Genomic DNA, 13482 nt, shown 5'->3' on the forward strand with positions numbered 1-13482 from the left:
CACGTTCAAGCACTGGATGGGCTATACGCACTTCCTGACTCGTCGCCTGGGGAATGTGAGCACGGAAATGAGCTTGAATGTACTGGCCTATAACCTCAAGCGGGTCATGCAAATCCTGGGCTACCAGCAGACCATGAAAGCGGTGCTGGCGATGGGCGGCTGAGCCCTTCATGTGACCCATAACGCACCTCAGGCCCTATCCGGGCCGCCCAAACGGCCTTGAGTGAGCCCCGCTTCGAAAAATCGAAGTGAAGACCGCCCAAGGTGATGCGGATCAGGCTATTGCGCTGTAGCTGGCAGGACGAAAAGCGTTTCCACACAGCCTCGGCCAGATGCAGCCGCTGCCCATGAACGAGTTCGTGCAGCAGAACCTGAAGGACTGCTACTTCGACGTGAGCTTTGACGTGGTGGAGTGGAACACGCTCTTCACCAACTGGCGCAAGGGCGCCAAGGATCCGTCCGCCAATGGCAGCGATGCGATCAACGTCAGCTTCGCGGCCATGGATCCGTTCTTCGCCATCGTGCGCTTCGTCAGCACCAAGACCTTCCCGCCCGCGTCCAACAACTGGGGCTATTTCGGCAATGCCGAGATCGACGGGTTGATCAAGGATGCGCGCACGACCTTCACGCCCGCCGAGCGCGACGCCGCCCTGGCCAAGCTGCATGCGCGCGTGGTGGAAGAGGCGCCCTTTGTCTGGATCGCGCACGACGTGGGTCCGCGCGCCATCTCGCCGAAGGTCAAGGGCGTGGTGCAGCCCAAGAGCTGGTTCATCGACATCGCCACGATGTCCATGGACTGACCTTGAACGCGCCGGACGCCTCGCCACGAGGTGTCCGGCGCATTTTTCCCGGGGGGCCGCGCGCGGCTCCTCCAGCGGTCTTCGGACCCTAGCCGGTGACGCCTATGCTGTCTTATATTTTCCGGCGCGTGGTGTATGCCCTGCCCATCATGGTGGGGGTCGCGCTGCTCTGTTTCCTGCTCATCCACCTGGCGCCCGGCGATCCGTTGGTCTCCATCCTGCCGCCCGATGCGTCGGCGGACCTGCAGCGCCAGCTGATGCAGCTCTACGGCTTCGACCGTCCGCTGGTCGAGCAATTCGCGGGCTGGCTGTGGCGCGCGCTGCATGGCGACCTGGGCACGTCGATCGCCAGCGGCCGGCCGGTGGCCGCCGAAGTCTTCAACGCCGTGGGCAACACCTTGCGGCTCGCCTGTCTGGCGACGCTGCTGGGCTTTGTCGTGGGCGCGTTCCTGGGTTTCGTGGGCGGCTATTACCGCAACTCGCTGTTGGACCGCGTCGCCTCGTTCATGTCGGTCGTCGGCGTCAGCGTGCCGCATTACTGGCTGGGCATGGTGCTGGTCATCGTCTTTTCGACGCAGCTCATGTGGCTGCCGCCAACCGGCGCGGGGCCGGGCGGCTCGGGCGAATGGGTGGCGGACTGGGCGCACTTCAGGCACATGATCCTGCCTGCGGTCACGATGTCCGTGATCCCGATGGGCATCATCGCGCGCACCGTCCGCGCGCTGGTGGCCGAGACCCTGTCGCAGGAATTCGTCGTGGGCCTGCGCGCGCGCGGCCTGACCGACCTGGGCGTGTTCCTGCACGTCGTGAAGAACTGCGCGCCCACGGCGCTGGCCGTGATGGGCCTGCAGCTGGGCTACCTGCTGGGCGGATCCATCCTGATCGAGACGGTGTTCTCCTGGCCCGGCACGGGCTTTCTGCTGAACGCGGCCATTTTCCAGCGCGACCTGCCGCTTTTGCAGGGCACGATCCTGGTGCTGGCGCTGTTCTTCGTGGTCCTGAACCTGGTTGTCGACATCCTGCAAGGCCTGTTCGACCCGCGCATCGAAAGGAACTGAGATCATGACCGATTCCGTGGCAAGCCTGGCCGCGCCCGCGAACGCGACGCCCATCGCGCGCTCTCCCGGCTACTGGTCCAACGTCGTGCGCCGGTTGCGCCGCGACCCGGTGGCCCTGGCCGCCGGCGCGCTTATCCTGGCCCTGATCGTCATGGCGATCCTGGCGCCGTGGATCTCGCCGGCCGATCCCTTCCAGGCATCCATGCTCAAGCGCCTGCGCCCCATCGGCACCGAAGGCTATCCGCTGGGCGCCGACGAACTTGGGCGCGACATGCTCTCGCGCCTGATGCTGGGCGCGCGCCTGTCGCTCTTCATGGGCATCGTCCCGGTCATCGCCGCCTTCGTGGTGGGCAGCGCGATCGGCATCCTGGCGGGTTATGCGGGCGGCTGGACCAACACCCTCATCATGCGCGTGGTGGACGTGTTCTATGCGTTCCCGTCGGTGCTGTTGGCCATCGCGCTGTCCGGCACGCTGGGCGCCGGCATCTTCAACGCGATTCTCTCGCTCACCATCGTGTTCGTGCCGCAGATCGTGCGCGTGGCCGAAAGCGTCACCACGCAGGTGCGGCGCAGCGACTACGTGGATGCGGCCAGGGCCTCCGGCGCGGCGCCGCTGACCATCGTGCGGGCGCATGTGCTGTCGAACGTGCTGGGCCCGATCTTCGTGTATTCGACCAGCCTGATTTCCGTGTCGATGATCCTGGCCTCCGGGCTGTCGTTCCTGGGCTTGGGCGTGCGGCCGCCGGAGCCGGAATGGGGGCTGATGCTGAACACCCTGCGCACCGCGATCTACACCCAGCCCTGGGTAGCCGCGCTGCCGGGCGTGATGATCTTCATCACGTCCATGTCCTTCAACCTGCTGTCCGACGGACTGCGCTCCGCCATGGAGGTCAAGGAATGAACGGTTTCATCGACGCGCGGCCTCCCGCGCACCCGGACCTGGGCGGACCGGCGCAGCCGCTGCTCAGCGTGCGCGGCCTGGTCAAGCATTTTCCGCTCAAGCGCGATTTTCTGTCGCGGCGCGGCGGCGGCGCCGTGCGCGCGGTCGACGGCGTGGATTTCGACGTGAAGAAGGGCGAAACGCTGGGCGTGGTGGGCGAGTCCGGCTGCGGCAAATCCACCACGGCGCGGCTGGTCATGCAGCTCATCGGCCAGGATCGCGGCGAGCTGGTGTTCGACGGCGTGGCGGTCGGATCGCGGGCGCTGGCGCTGCGCGAATTCCGGCGGCAGACGCAGATGGTGTTCCAGGACAGCTATTCGTCGCTGAATCCGCGCATGACCATCGAGGACTCCATTGCCTTCGGGCCGCGCGTGCACGGCACCCGCGCGGGCGAGGCCATCACCGCCGCGCGCAGCCTGCTGGGCAGGGTGGGGCTCGACGCGCAGCGCTTTGCGGGCCGATATCCGCACGAGCTGTCCGGCGGGCAGCGCCAGCGGGTCAACATCGCGCGCGCGCTGGCCCTGAACCCGCGCCTCGTGATCCTGGACGAGGCGGTGTCGGCGCTGGACAAGTCCGTGGAAGCGCAGGTGCTGAACCTGCTGCTGGACCTGAAGGACGATTTCGGCCTGACCTATATGTTCATCAGCCACGACCTGAACGTGGTGCGGTACATCTCGGATCGTGTCATGGTCATGTACCTGGGCCAGGTCGTCGAGCTGGGCCCGGTGGACCAGGTGTTCGACGCGCCGCGCCATCCCTATACGCAGGCGCTGCTGCGGTCCATGCCATCGACCGAACCCGGCGTGCGCACCGAGACCGCGCCGCTGTCGGGCGATCCGCCCAATCCCATCGATCCGCCCTCGGGCTGCCGCTTCCACACGCGCTGCGCGCAGGCGCGGGCCGCGTGCGCGCGCGAGGCCCCCGTCATGACGCAGAACGACGGCCACGCCGTGCGCTGCCTCATGCATCAGCCCGATTCCGGCTACGCCGCCTCTGGAGCCCTGTCATGACGCCCGCCGCACAACCCCTGGTCAGCATCCGGAACCTGGAGGTCGCCTTCCAGGCGGGCGCCAAGACGGTGCAGGCGCTCAGCGGCGTCAGCCTGGACGTCGCGCGCGGCGAGGCCGTGGCGCTCATCGGCGAGTCCGGCTCCGGCAAGAGCGTGACGCTGCGCGCGCTGATGCGCCTGCATCCGCCACGCCGCACCCGCATGCGCGGCGAGATGATCGTCGACGGACGCGACGTGCTGGGCATGAACGCGCGCGAGCTTGCCGCGATGCGCGGCCCGGTGGTGTCCATGGTCTTTCAGGAGCCCCTGCTGGCGCTGGATCCGGTCTACACGCTGGGCCGGCAGATCGAGGAAATGGTGCGGCGGCACACGGGCAAGAGCGCGGCCGAGGCGCGCGCGCGGGCGCTGTCGCTCTTCGAGCGCGTGCGCATTCCCAGTCCGGAACGGCGGCTGCAGGCCTATCCGCACGAAATGTCCGGCGGCATGCGGCAACGGGCGATGATCGCGCTGGCCTTGTCGTGTTCGCCCAAGGTGCTGCTGGCGGACGAACCCACGACGGCGCTGGACGCCACGGTGCAGATCCAGATCCTGCTGCTGTTGCGTGAACTGCAACGCGAGCTGGGGCTGTCCATCGTCTTCGTCACGCATGACATCGGCGCGGCGGCCGAGATCGCCGACCGCGTCGCCGTCATGTACGGCGGGCGCATCGTGGAGCAGGGCACGCTGGCGGACCTGCTGCGTGCGCCGCGCCATCCGTACACGCAGGCCCTGCTGCACGGCCGGGCGCACGGCGCCATGCAAAAGGGCCAACGCCTGCAGACCATTCCGGGGTCGCCGCCCGACCTGGCCGCCTTGCCGCCGGGTTGCGCCTTCGCGCCGCGCTGCGGCTACGCCGAGGCGCGCTGCCGGGAGGCCGTGCCCGGCATCGTGCCGGTCGCGCCGGGACATGAGGTGCGCTGTGTGAGGGTGTGAAACCGACGCCCTGGAATCTGTTTCAACCTGTCTCCAATGCGGCCCGTCCCCAATAACGGGTCCTGTATCCTGGCCCATAATGCACCTCGTTGCCCAGAGCAGGACCCGTCATGCCTCGCGTCACCCGCCGTATTGCCTTTCCCCTGGCCGCCCTTGCGGCGGCCGTCCTGGCCGGATGTTCCACCCCCAAGCCCGTCTATGAGCGCGAGGACTTCGCGCAGAGCGACACCTACTCGCGCAGTTTCCCGGCCGCCAGCAGCGCGGCCTGCGACGCGGGGCGCCGGGCCCTGCTCAGCCAGGGATACAACATCGACAAGTACGAACCGAATCGCGTCACGGGCCACAAGAATTTCGAAGGCGAGGATGGGCAGCATACGCAGATCAGCTTCAACGTCGAGTGCGCGTCGGACGCGAGCTCTAACGAGCGCGCGACCGTTTTTGCGAATGCCGTGCAGGACCGCTATTCGATCAAGCGCACGGGCAATTCGGCCAGCGTCGGCGTGAGCGTCCTGGGCCAGGTGTCCATGCCGTTCGGCGGCAGCGACGACTCGTTGGTCAAGACCGCCAGCCAGACGGTGACGCGGCCCAAGTTCTATGACGGCTTCTTCCAACTGTTGCAGCGTTTCCTGCCGGATGCGCAGGCCGCCGCCGCGCCGCACCAGCCTCCGCCCACCCGCGGCAAGACCGCCGCGCCCAAGCCGGCGCCCGCGCCGGCCGAACCCGTCGCGTCGCCGGATGCGCCCGCGGACACGCTGAATCCGGCGGCCGCGGACGGCGAGAAAGCCGCGCCTGCGGCGGCGCCGGCCCAGTCAACTGATGGCGCGGCAAAGGCCGGGTCGCCCGCGGCGGGGGCATCTCCCGCTGCAACGCCTGCCGAGGGATCGTCAGCCGCGGGGGCGCCTGGTGCCGGAGCGCCGGCTGCTGGATCGCCGGCCGCAGGATCGCCCGAAAATCCGCCTGCCGCGCAGACGGCGAACTGACTGGCGCGCGGGAACCCTTTGGCCCGCGCCCGTCGCAGAACGCGCGCGGGTTTGCCGTAGCGCAAGCCGCCCGCGCCGGCCCGGCGCGCCGCCCTGGCGGCGGGCGGCGATAATGCCGGCCATGACCTACCAACTTCTGAAAATGGCCCACGTCGCGGCCGCCGTGGCCTGGCTTGCGGGCTCGCTCTTCGTGTCCATGTTCCTCCTGACCTCGCAGCCGCAGTCCGGCGACGAGGCGCCCAAGGAGCGCAGGATGCTGCACGTCCTGCGCCGCTGGACGCTCTATGTCACCACCCCCGCCATGGTCATCACCTGGCTCATCGGCCTGCACCTGGCCATGACCTTCGGCTGGTTCGCCATGAACTGGATCTGGGTCAAAGTGGCTTTCGCGCTGAGCCTGTCGGCCTTGCTGGGCATGCAAAGCGCATCGCTGCGTCGCATGGCCGGCGGCAGCGACCGCCGCCCGCCCATGCTGGACCTGCACGCGCCGTTCACCGTCCTGGCGGCCGCGGCCATCGTGACACTGGTGGTGGTCAAGCCTTTCTAGGCGGCGGCGCAAGGCGCGGCGCGCGGGGATCAGCGCAACTGCGCCTGCGGCATGGCGGCCAGGGATTGGGTCGCCAGCCGCTCCTGCTCGCGGGCCATGCGGTTGACGGCGTCCTGGTGCTGGTGAAAGCGGCGCAGGTCGTCGTCGCGGCCGAACATCAGCTCGGTCCGATCCGCATACCAGAACTGCCGGTTGTCATCGAGCAGCGTGATCATCAGGCCGAACTCGCGCAGGATCCGCGTCTCCAGGTCCCAGACGCGGGTGAGTTTCTCGGTGCTGGCCGCCCGGGAGTCCTGCAGCGCTTTCAGGATCTTCGCTTTTTCGGAATCGGAAATCGACAGCGAGCGCACCAGCGCGGGCATGGCGTTCAATATCTCCAGGCTGCGCTGGCGGTAGCCGGGCACGAGCTTTTCCGCCTGTTCCAGGATGAGGCGGCTTTCGATCAGGCCCGAGTCGCGCGCCAGCCGGCTGGCGTCGAAGAGCCGCGGCAGGCCGATCTCCTTCAGTTCCTGCAGATAGGCGCGATGCTGCGCCAGCCGTTCGCCGGCCACGGTCTTCAGGGCCCGCTCCATTTCGCCGTAGGGACCGGAGGCCTTGGGCGCGGGGTCGATGTCGGGCACGTCCTCGGGCGCGCCGCTGCCGCCGCCCGCCTGCAGGCGCAACGCGTCGATGGCTTTGCGGATTTCGGCATTGGCGATGTCGCGCTGCCGGTCCTGGTGCTGGCGCTCGGCCAGGGGCGCGGCCACGGCGGCCAGCAGGAACACGCCCGTGCCCAGCATGATGCGCAGCCGGTTGCGCGGCGTGCGAAAGCGCTTCCAGAGGGAAAAGACGCCCAGGACGATGAGCACGAAAACGCCCAGGGCGAGCGCGCTGCCCACGGCCAGCGTGGCGACCTCCAGCAATGTGCCGGGGCGCCGGCTGTGGACGATCCACGCCAGCATCCCGGAATAGACCAGACAGGTGGCGGCTTTCAGGAGCCAGCCCGGTTCAGGCGGCTTCGCTGCCGGGGCCGCCGGGCCGGCGGTCGAGGCGGGCGCTTGCGGATGGGTCATGTCGCGCACGAAAACGGGATATGGCCCTTGGACTGTAAAGACTCGTTCCAGCCCCGTCAATCGGCGCCGGTGCGTCGCCACGCGACCCATTCGCCTTCGCCCTCGAAGTGGCGCGGGCCGCGCGCGGCGGTGGCCAGGCCGGCCCGCAGGACTTCCATGTCCAGCCCCGGCAGGTTGCGCAGCAGTGCGGGGGGCAGATGGTCGATGTCCAGCACGGCGGCGTCGAAATCCATCCGCATCAGTCCGCCGCCGTCGCTGGGCACGCGCACGAACCACAGGCTTTCCATGTAATCGCCGAACCAGGGGTCTGGATAGATCGCCTGCGTGAACAGGAATCCGAATTCGTGGATGTCGCTCCACGGCCAGAACTCCTGCAGCCCCATGGCGCGCGCGAGTTCGCCCGACCGCGTGAGGCCGGCGTCATCGAACCGCACGGTTTCGCGCAAGGGATCCTCGGGCGCCGGCGGGCCGGCCAGCCATTTTCTGATGAATGACCACATGGCGGTGCGAACGGAGTGACGAAACGCGCAGTGTAATGGGGGCAGGTCGGTGCAAAAATGTTACAACCATTGATCCCCATCAACGCCGCGCGCCCAGCGGCGCGTTAGGGTTGGAGTTTTGCCTGACGGGTCGCCGGCGACTGGCCGCCCTGGCCAGGCAATCATGCGCAGCAAGGACAGGATCAATGACCGACAAGACATCTCAAGCCCCCGAACAAGACGCCGCCACCGCAGAAAAGCGTGCCGCCGGCACCGCGGGCGCTGCCAAGCGCACGGCGAGCGGCCGCCGCGCGCCCGCCAAGCGTTCCGCGGGGGCCGTGGCCGGGAGCCAAGCGGCCTTGAAAGCCGCCGCGGCGCCTGACGCCGCGCCCGAGGGGCAGCCCGCCGCCGGGACCGTGGCCGACGCCGGGACCGCCGCCAACGCCGCCGCAGAACCCGTCGTCGAAATCCGCAAGCGCGTGGCTGCGCGCCAGGACGCGGCGCGGCAGGAGACCGTGGCGGTGCTGGCCGACATTGCGGGCCGCTATCGGGTCGGCGAGCCCGGGCAGGCCCATGAGGCCCTGCGCAGCGTCATCGACGAGCTCTCGGCCGACGACGCGCAGGCCGTGCATCGCGCGCTGCTCGAGGCCAACAGGCAGGCGCCCCGCTCGCGCCGCAATCCCGACGACGAACTGGCGGTGGACTGGCGCGAAGGCATCTACCCATACCGCCACCGCATGCTGCGCCGCAATTACGAAAAGCAGAAGTACCAGCTGCAGGTCGAGCTGCTCAAGCTCCAGGCCTGGGTCAAGGCCACCGGCCAGCGCGTCGTGATCCTGTTTGAAGGCCGCGATGCGGCAGGCAAGGGCGGCACCATCAAGCGCATGATGGAACACCTGAATCCGCGGGGCGCGCGCGTGGTCGCGCTGGAAAAACCGTCCGACACCGAAAAGGGCCAGTGGTATTTCCAGCGCTACGTACAGCACCTGCCGACCGCCGGCGAGATCGTCATGTTCGACCGGTCCTGGTACAACCGCGCGGGCGTCGAGCGCGTGATGGGCTTTTGCACGCAGGACGAATACCTTGCGTTCCTGCGGCAGACGCCCGATTTCGAACGCCACCTGGTCAGCAGCGGCATCATCCTGATCAAGCTGTGGTTCTCGGTGAGCCAGGAAGAGCAGCGCCGCCGCTTCATGCAGCGCAAGGTGCATCCGCTCAAGCAGTGGAAACTGAGCCCCGTGGACCTGGCGTCGCTGGACAAGTGGGACGACTACACGCGCGCCAAGGAAGCCATGTTCGCGCATACCGACACCGCGGACGCGCCCTGGATCGTGGTCAAGTCCGACTGCAAGAAGCGCGCGCGGCTCAACGCCATGCGTTATGTGCTGAGCCGCGTGCCGTACGAAGGCAAGAGCGACGATCCGCAGATGGCGATCGATTCGTTGATCGTGGGACGGGCGCTGTAGCGGACCAGGCGACCGCTCAATCAAGCGACCAAGCGGTCAATCGGTCGGGCGATCTGGCGATGAGGCGCCCGGGCGGTTACCCGCCCAGCGCCGCCAGATTCAGCACATGGCTGCGCCCGATCCACACGGCGCAATCGCGGTGGTCCCGCAGCGCATCGCCGGTGTTCGGATGCATGAACACGTCGAGCGCGTCGCGGTTCAGCGTGAGCCAGGTCGCGATCTCGGCCAGGTGTTCCGGCGCAAAGGCGATCTGGTAGCTCCACTGCGGATGCGGGCCGACGGGGCGCTCATGGAAGCGCCCCATTTCCATCTTGCCGCCGAATCGTGCGACCACCCGCTCGCGCAGCGCGAACGCGGCGTCGCGGGTGGCGGCGTCGAAGTACACATGGGCGTGCCAGCTGGCGACATCGGTCACGGGAATATCCATCATCTCGGGTCGTTCCGGTTCAGCCGCCCGCGCGCTTGGCGCGGTGGCCTTGTTTGGCGAGCGCGTCGAGGATGCGGTCGCAGTGGTCGCCCTGCACCTCGATCACGCCGTCCTTGACGGTGCCGCCCGAGCCGCAGGCGGTGCGTAGCTGCTTGCCCAGGGCGTTGAGCGCGTCGGGCGCCAGCGCCAGGCCGCGGACCAGCGTCACGCTCTTGCCGCCCCGGCCCTTGGTTTCGCGGGAAACGCGTGCCACGCCGTCGCCGGCGGGCGTCGCGCGCGCGGCCTGCTGGCACAGGCATTGTGCGATGGGCTGGCGGCACTGCGGGCACATGCGCCCGGACTCGGTGGAATAGACCAGGCCGCCGGCGGTGCTGCGCTTCATCAGCCTTCCCCTCGCATCCGGTCGATGAGCCGGCGGTCGCGTTTGGTGGGGCGTCCGGCCTCGATGCCCAGCGCCGGCTCCGGCGCGAGGCGGCGCATCTCCGCGGCGCGCTCGCGCGCGGCGATGCTTTCCGGCGTTTCCTCATAGAGCTGGCGCGCGACCGGCGCGGGCCCGCGCACGCCGCTGACGGCCACGACGCGCACCTGCACGGCGGGATCTTCCTTGCGCACCGCGACCACGTCGCCCGCGCCGACTTCGCGCGCGGGCTTGGCGGGCTGCCCGTTCACGAACACGCGGCCCTTGCCGATTTCCTGCGAGGCCAGGCTGCGCGTCTTGTAGAAGCGCGCCGCCCAAAGCCATTTGTCGAGCCGGATCTTGTCCATCCTGCGATTTCCTGCGGTAAAGCTGTCCAAGCCGCCATGATAGCCCCGCGCTAGCGGCCCAAAAAAAAACGGCGCTCCCGAGGAGCGCCGCAAACCGGCTACGCGGTGGCCGGGCCGTGCTGGCCCGGCAGTACTCAATCCAGCTTCAGTCCGGCTTCCTTCACGACGCGCTGCCACTTTTCGATCTCGGCGCGGCGGAACGTGTCCAGTTCGGCGGGGGTGGAGCCGATGGGCTCGGCGCCGATGCCGGCCAGTTGTTCGGCGATGGCGGGGTCCTTCAGGACCTTGGCCAGCGCCTGCGACACCTGGTCCACGATGGCCGGCGGCGTGCCGGCCGGGGCGAACACGGCATTCCATTCATAGGTTTCGTAGCCCGGCACGCCGGACTCGGCGATGGTGGGCAGGTCGGGGGCGGTCTTGGAGCGCTGCGTGCCGCCGACGGCCACAGCGCGCAGCTTGCCGTTCTTCACGTGCTGCCAGGCCGAGCCCATGCTGGCGAACATGACCGGGACCTGGCCCGACATCACGTCGATCATGGCCGGGCCGCCGCCCTTGTAGGCGACGTGCTGCAACTGGGTCTTGGCGAGCAGGTTGAACAGTTCGCCGGCCAGGTGTTGGGCGGAACCGGGACCCGCGGAGGCGAAGTACACCGGCTCCTTGGCGCCGGGCTGGCCCAGCTTGATCAGGTCGGCCACGGTCTTCACTTCGTACGAGGGCGTGACGACCAGCACGTTGGGCACGCGCAGCAGCAGCGACACGGGCGCAAAGTCCGCCAGCGTGTCGAACTGCATCTTTTTGTGCAGGGCGGGGTTCTGGGCGTGGTTGGACGCATCCAGCATCAGCGTGTAGCCGTCGGGCTTGGCCTTGGCGACCACCGCGCCGCCGATCATGCCGCCCGCGCCGCCGCGGTTTTCAATGACGACGGGCTGGCCGAGTTCGGCCGCGAGCTTCGGGCCGATCAGGCGGGCCACCACGTCCACGGTGCCACCGGGCGGATAGGTGACCACCAGCGTCACCGCGCGCTCAGGGTAGGCGGCATGCGCGGCGCCGGCGGCGCCGGCCAGCAGGCCCGCCGCGGCGCACAGGGCGCTGCGGCGCGCCAGGCGTTTGAAGAGAGGGGTCATGGTGTGTCTCCTTGGAATTGGAATAGCCGCAACGGCGTGTCGGCAAGCACGGCGCGTCGTTGCGCGGGGTCGTCGATCCAGGCGTCCAGCCACTGCGTGGCCGCGGGGTAGGACGCGAGGTGGCGGTGTTCGGTGTGGGGCCAGTCGCTGCCCCACATCAGTCTTTCGGGGGTGTAGACGTCCAGGAGCTGCTGCGTGGCAAGCCGGCCCGACGCGGCGCAGGCCGGGGCCGTCCAGTTGCGGTAAGGCGCCGACAGCTTGACCCAGACGCGGCCGCTGTCCGCCTGTTTGAGCAGGTACTGGAAGCCCGCGTCCAGGACGCCGAGCGCCGGATCCGGGCGCCCGAAATGGTCCACCACGATGCGGCAGCCGGCCGCCAGCAGGGCGGGCAGCACGCCGTCCAGGCGCGCCGCCTGCAGGTGCACTTCCACATGCCAGCCCAGCGCGTTGACGCGGGCGAGCAGCGTCTGCCAGGCTGGCGTCTGCAGGGCGGGCAGCTCAAGCCCGATGAGGTTCAGGCGGATGCCGACCACGCCGGCCTCGGACAGGGACTGCAATTCGGATTCGGCAACGTCCGGCGCCACCACGGCCACGCCGCGCAGGCGGGCGGGACAGGCGCGCAGCGCCTCGGTCAGGTGGCGGTTGTCGGTGCCCAGGAAGCTGGGCTGGACCAGCACGCCATGGGTCAGGCCGTGCGTATCCAGCAGGCCCAGGTATTCGGCCAGCGTCGCGTCGTAGTCCGGCGTGTGGCGGCGCGCGTCGGCAAGCGCCAGTCCCTGGTGAAAGACGTGCGCGTGGGTGTCGACGGCGCCTGGAATAAGCGAGGGCAAATCGGTCTCCTCGTTCTGCATGCCGGATCAGAGTCGGCGATGCACTTTGTCATGCTCTTTTGTCGGCATTCTAGGAAGTCGATGTATAGTTTTCCATTCTGGAAAATCGCATTTTATATATTGAAATAATATGGAAACCCGGCACCTGAGGTACTTTCTGGCCGTGGTCGACCACGGCAGCGTCAGCCGCGCATCGGACTGGCTGGGCATCGCGCAGCCCGCGCTGAGCCAGGCGCTGACCCGCATGGAGAAGGACCTGGGCGTGCGGCTGTTCGAGCGTTCGCGCCAGGGCACCACCCCCACGCCCGCCGCGCAGGCCATCCTGGAGGACGTGCGCGCCAGCGTGGCGCGCATCGACGCCGCGGCCCGGCGTGCGCGGGAGATCGGGCGCGGCAGCGCGGGCCAGTTGACGGTCGGGCTGGTGTCCTCGGCGCTGTTCGACACCTTGCCCCGCGCGCTGCGCGAGATGCGCAGGCAGGCGCCCGGCGTGCGTATCATCCTGCGCGAGATGAGCAACGCCGAACAGGCCGAAGCCCTGCAGACCGGAGAGATCGACATCGGCCTGATGCACACGCCCGTGGCGGTGGGCGGGCGCATGCGCGAGCGCCAGTTGCTGCGCGACCGGCTGGTCGCGGCGGTGCCCGACGAATTCGAACTGGGCGCCGACGGCCAGGTGTCCATGGCGCAGATCGCGCAGGCGGGACTGGTGATGTACCCGCAGTCGCAACTGCCCAACTTCTATGCGGAAATCCTGGACGCCATGCGCAAGGGCGGCCACGATGCGCACGTGGCGCAGGAGGCCAACCGCACGCTGACGGTGCTGTCCTGCGTGGCGGGCGGGTGCGGCGTGGCCCTGCTGCCAAGCTGGATCCGGTCGATGGACTTTCGCGGCGTGCGCTTTTGCGAAGTGCGCGACGGCGAACGCCTGCCCAGTTTCGACCTGAGCGCGATCTGGCCCGCGCGCAGCGTGCCCACGCTGGCGGACATGTTTGCCAATCTCGACCTGGGGCAGCGCGGGTGATGCGCCCAACTC

15 protein-coding genes and 2 pseudogenes are annotated in these 13482 nt (G+C 68.7%); 10 read left to right on the plus strand and 7 right to left on the minus strand.

Annotated features, from left to right (window positions below):
* The 8 genes and pseudogenes from BMW75_RS29115 to BMW75_RS13795 form a co-directional block, all read left to right on the plus strand.
* Window positions 1–163 (plus strand): annotated as a pseudogene (locus tag BMW75_RS29115) (IS5/IS1182 family transposase); the annotation flags it as partial.
* A gap of 163 nt (window positions 164–326) precedes the next feature.
* Window positions 327–800, plus strand: a pseudogene (locus BMW75_RS13765) (ABC transporter substrate-binding protein); the annotation flags it as partial.
* A 104-nt stretch (window positions 801–904) separates the two neighbouring features.
* Entirely contained in the window at window positions 905–1858 is a 954-nt protein-coding gene (locus tag BMW75_RS13770) for an ABC transporter permease (protein WP_092580042.1), read from the plus strand.
* A gap of 4 nt (window positions 1859–1862) precedes the next feature.
* Window positions 1863–2759: an ABC transporter permease gene (locus tag BMW75_RS13775; RefSeq protein ID WP_092580044.1), complete on the plus strand. Its 897-nt coding sequence runs from the start codon at window positions 1863–1865 to the stop codon at window positions 2757–2759.
* Window positions 2756–3808, plus strand: coding sequence for an ABC transporter ATP-binding protein (locus BMW75_RS13780; protein ID WP_092580046.1), 1053 nt, complete (start codon window positions 2756–2758; stop codon window positions 3806–3808). The genes BMW75_RS13775 and BMW75_RS13780 overlap by 4 nt, the downstream gene beginning before the upstream one ends.
* Complete coding sequence (locus tag BMW75_RS13785) at window positions 3805–4779, plus strand: ABC transporter ATP-binding protein (RefSeq protein WP_092580048.1); 975 nt, start codon at window positions 3805–3807, stop codon at window positions 4777–4779. The genes BMW75_RS13780 and BMW75_RS13785 overlap by 4 nt, the downstream gene beginning before the upstream one ends.
* A gap of 110 nt (window positions 4780–4889) precedes the next feature.
* Entirely contained in the window at window positions 4890–5759 is an 870-nt protein-coding gene (locus tag BMW75_RS13790) for a DUF2242 domain-containing protein (RefSeq protein ID WP_092580050.1), read from the plus strand.
* A gap of 121 nt (window positions 5760–5880) precedes the next feature.
* Window positions 5881–6306, plus strand: a complete 426-nt coding sequence (locus BMW75_RS13795) for a CopD family protein (protein WP_231952119.1) — start codon at window positions 5881–5883, stop codon at window positions 6304–6306.
* 29 nt (window positions 6307–6335) lie between these two features.
* Here the strand turns inward: BMW75_RS13795 and BMW75_RS13800 are convergent, their stop codons facing one another.
* Window positions 6336–7358 carry a hypothetical protein gene (locus BMW75_RS13800; protein WP_092580398.1) on the minus strand — a complete coding sequence of 341 codons (1023 nt, stop codon included), beginning with the start codon at window positions 7356–7358 and terminating at the stop codon, window positions 6336–6338.
* A gap of 56 nt (window positions 7359–7414) precedes the next feature.
* Window positions 7415–7858, minus strand: coding sequence for a hypothetical protein (locus BMW75_RS13805; protein WP_092580052.1), 444 nt, complete (start codon window positions 7856–7858; stop codon window positions 7415–7417).
* Between the two features lie 185 nt (window positions 7859–8043).
* On the opposite strand from BMW75_RS13805, the gene ppk2 reads away from it, so the two are divergent.
* On the plus strand, window positions 8044–9303 hold the full coding sequence (gene ppk2, locus BMW75_RS13810) for a polyphosphate kinase 2 (RefSeq protein WP_092580054.1): 1260 nt from the start codon (window positions 8044–8046) through the stop codon (window positions 9301–9303).
* 76 nt (window positions 9304–9379) lie between these two features.
* On the opposite strand, the gene BMW75_RS13815 is transcribed toward ppk2, so the two are convergent.
* The 5 genes from BMW75_RS13815 to BMW75_RS13835 all read right to left on the minus strand — a co-directional run bounded on the left by BMW75_RS13815 (window position 9380) and on the right by BMW75_RS13835 (window position 12470).
* On the minus strand, window positions 9380–9733 hold the full coding sequence (locus BMW75_RS13815) for a DOPA 4,5-dioxygenase family protein (protein WP_092580056.1): 354 nt from the start codon (window positions 9731–9733) through the stop codon (window positions 9380–9382).
* A 16-nt stretch (window positions 9734–9749) separates the two neighbouring features.
* Window positions 9750–10112, minus strand: coding sequence for a translation initiation factor Sui1 (locus tag BMW75_RS13820; protein WP_092580058.1), 363 nt, complete (start codon window positions 10110–10112; stop codon window positions 9750–9752).
* Entirely contained in the window at window positions 10112–10495 is a 384-nt protein-coding gene (locus BMW75_RS13825; protein ID WP_076520232.1) for an RNA-binding S4 domain-containing protein, read from the minus strand. Before BMW75_RS13825 ends, BMW75_RS13820 begins: the two co-directional genes overlap by 1 nt.
* 134 nt (window positions 10496–10629) lie before the next feature.
* Entirely contained in the window at window positions 10630–11619 is a 990-nt protein-coding gene (locus BMW75_RS13830; protein WP_092580060.1) for a tripartite tricarboxylate transporter substrate binding protein, read from the minus strand.
* Window positions 11616–12470: an amidohydrolase family protein gene (locus tag BMW75_RS13835; protein ID WP_092580062.1), complete on the minus strand. Its 855-nt coding sequence runs from the start codon at window positions 12468–12470 to the stop codon at window positions 11616–11618. The genes BMW75_RS13830 and BMW75_RS13835 overlap by 4 nt, the downstream gene beginning before the upstream one ends.
* 109 nt (window positions 12471–12579) lie before the next feature.
* Here BMW75_RS13835 and BMW75_RS13840 point away from each other — a divergent pair, with 109 nt between their 5' ends.
* Window positions 12580–13470 (plus strand): LysR family transcriptional regulator, encoded by an 891-nt coding sequence (locus tag BMW75_RS13840; RefSeq protein ID WP_092580064.1) that lies wholly within the window; start codon window positions 12580–12582, stop codon window positions 13468–13470.
* Window positions 13471–13482 lie beyond the last annotated feature (12 nt).

This window comes from Achromobacter sp. NFACC18-2 (assembly GCF_900108985.1).
Classification (GTDB): domain Bacteria; phylum Pseudomonadota; class Gammaproteobacteria; order Burkholderiales; family Burkholderiaceae_B; genus Achromobacter.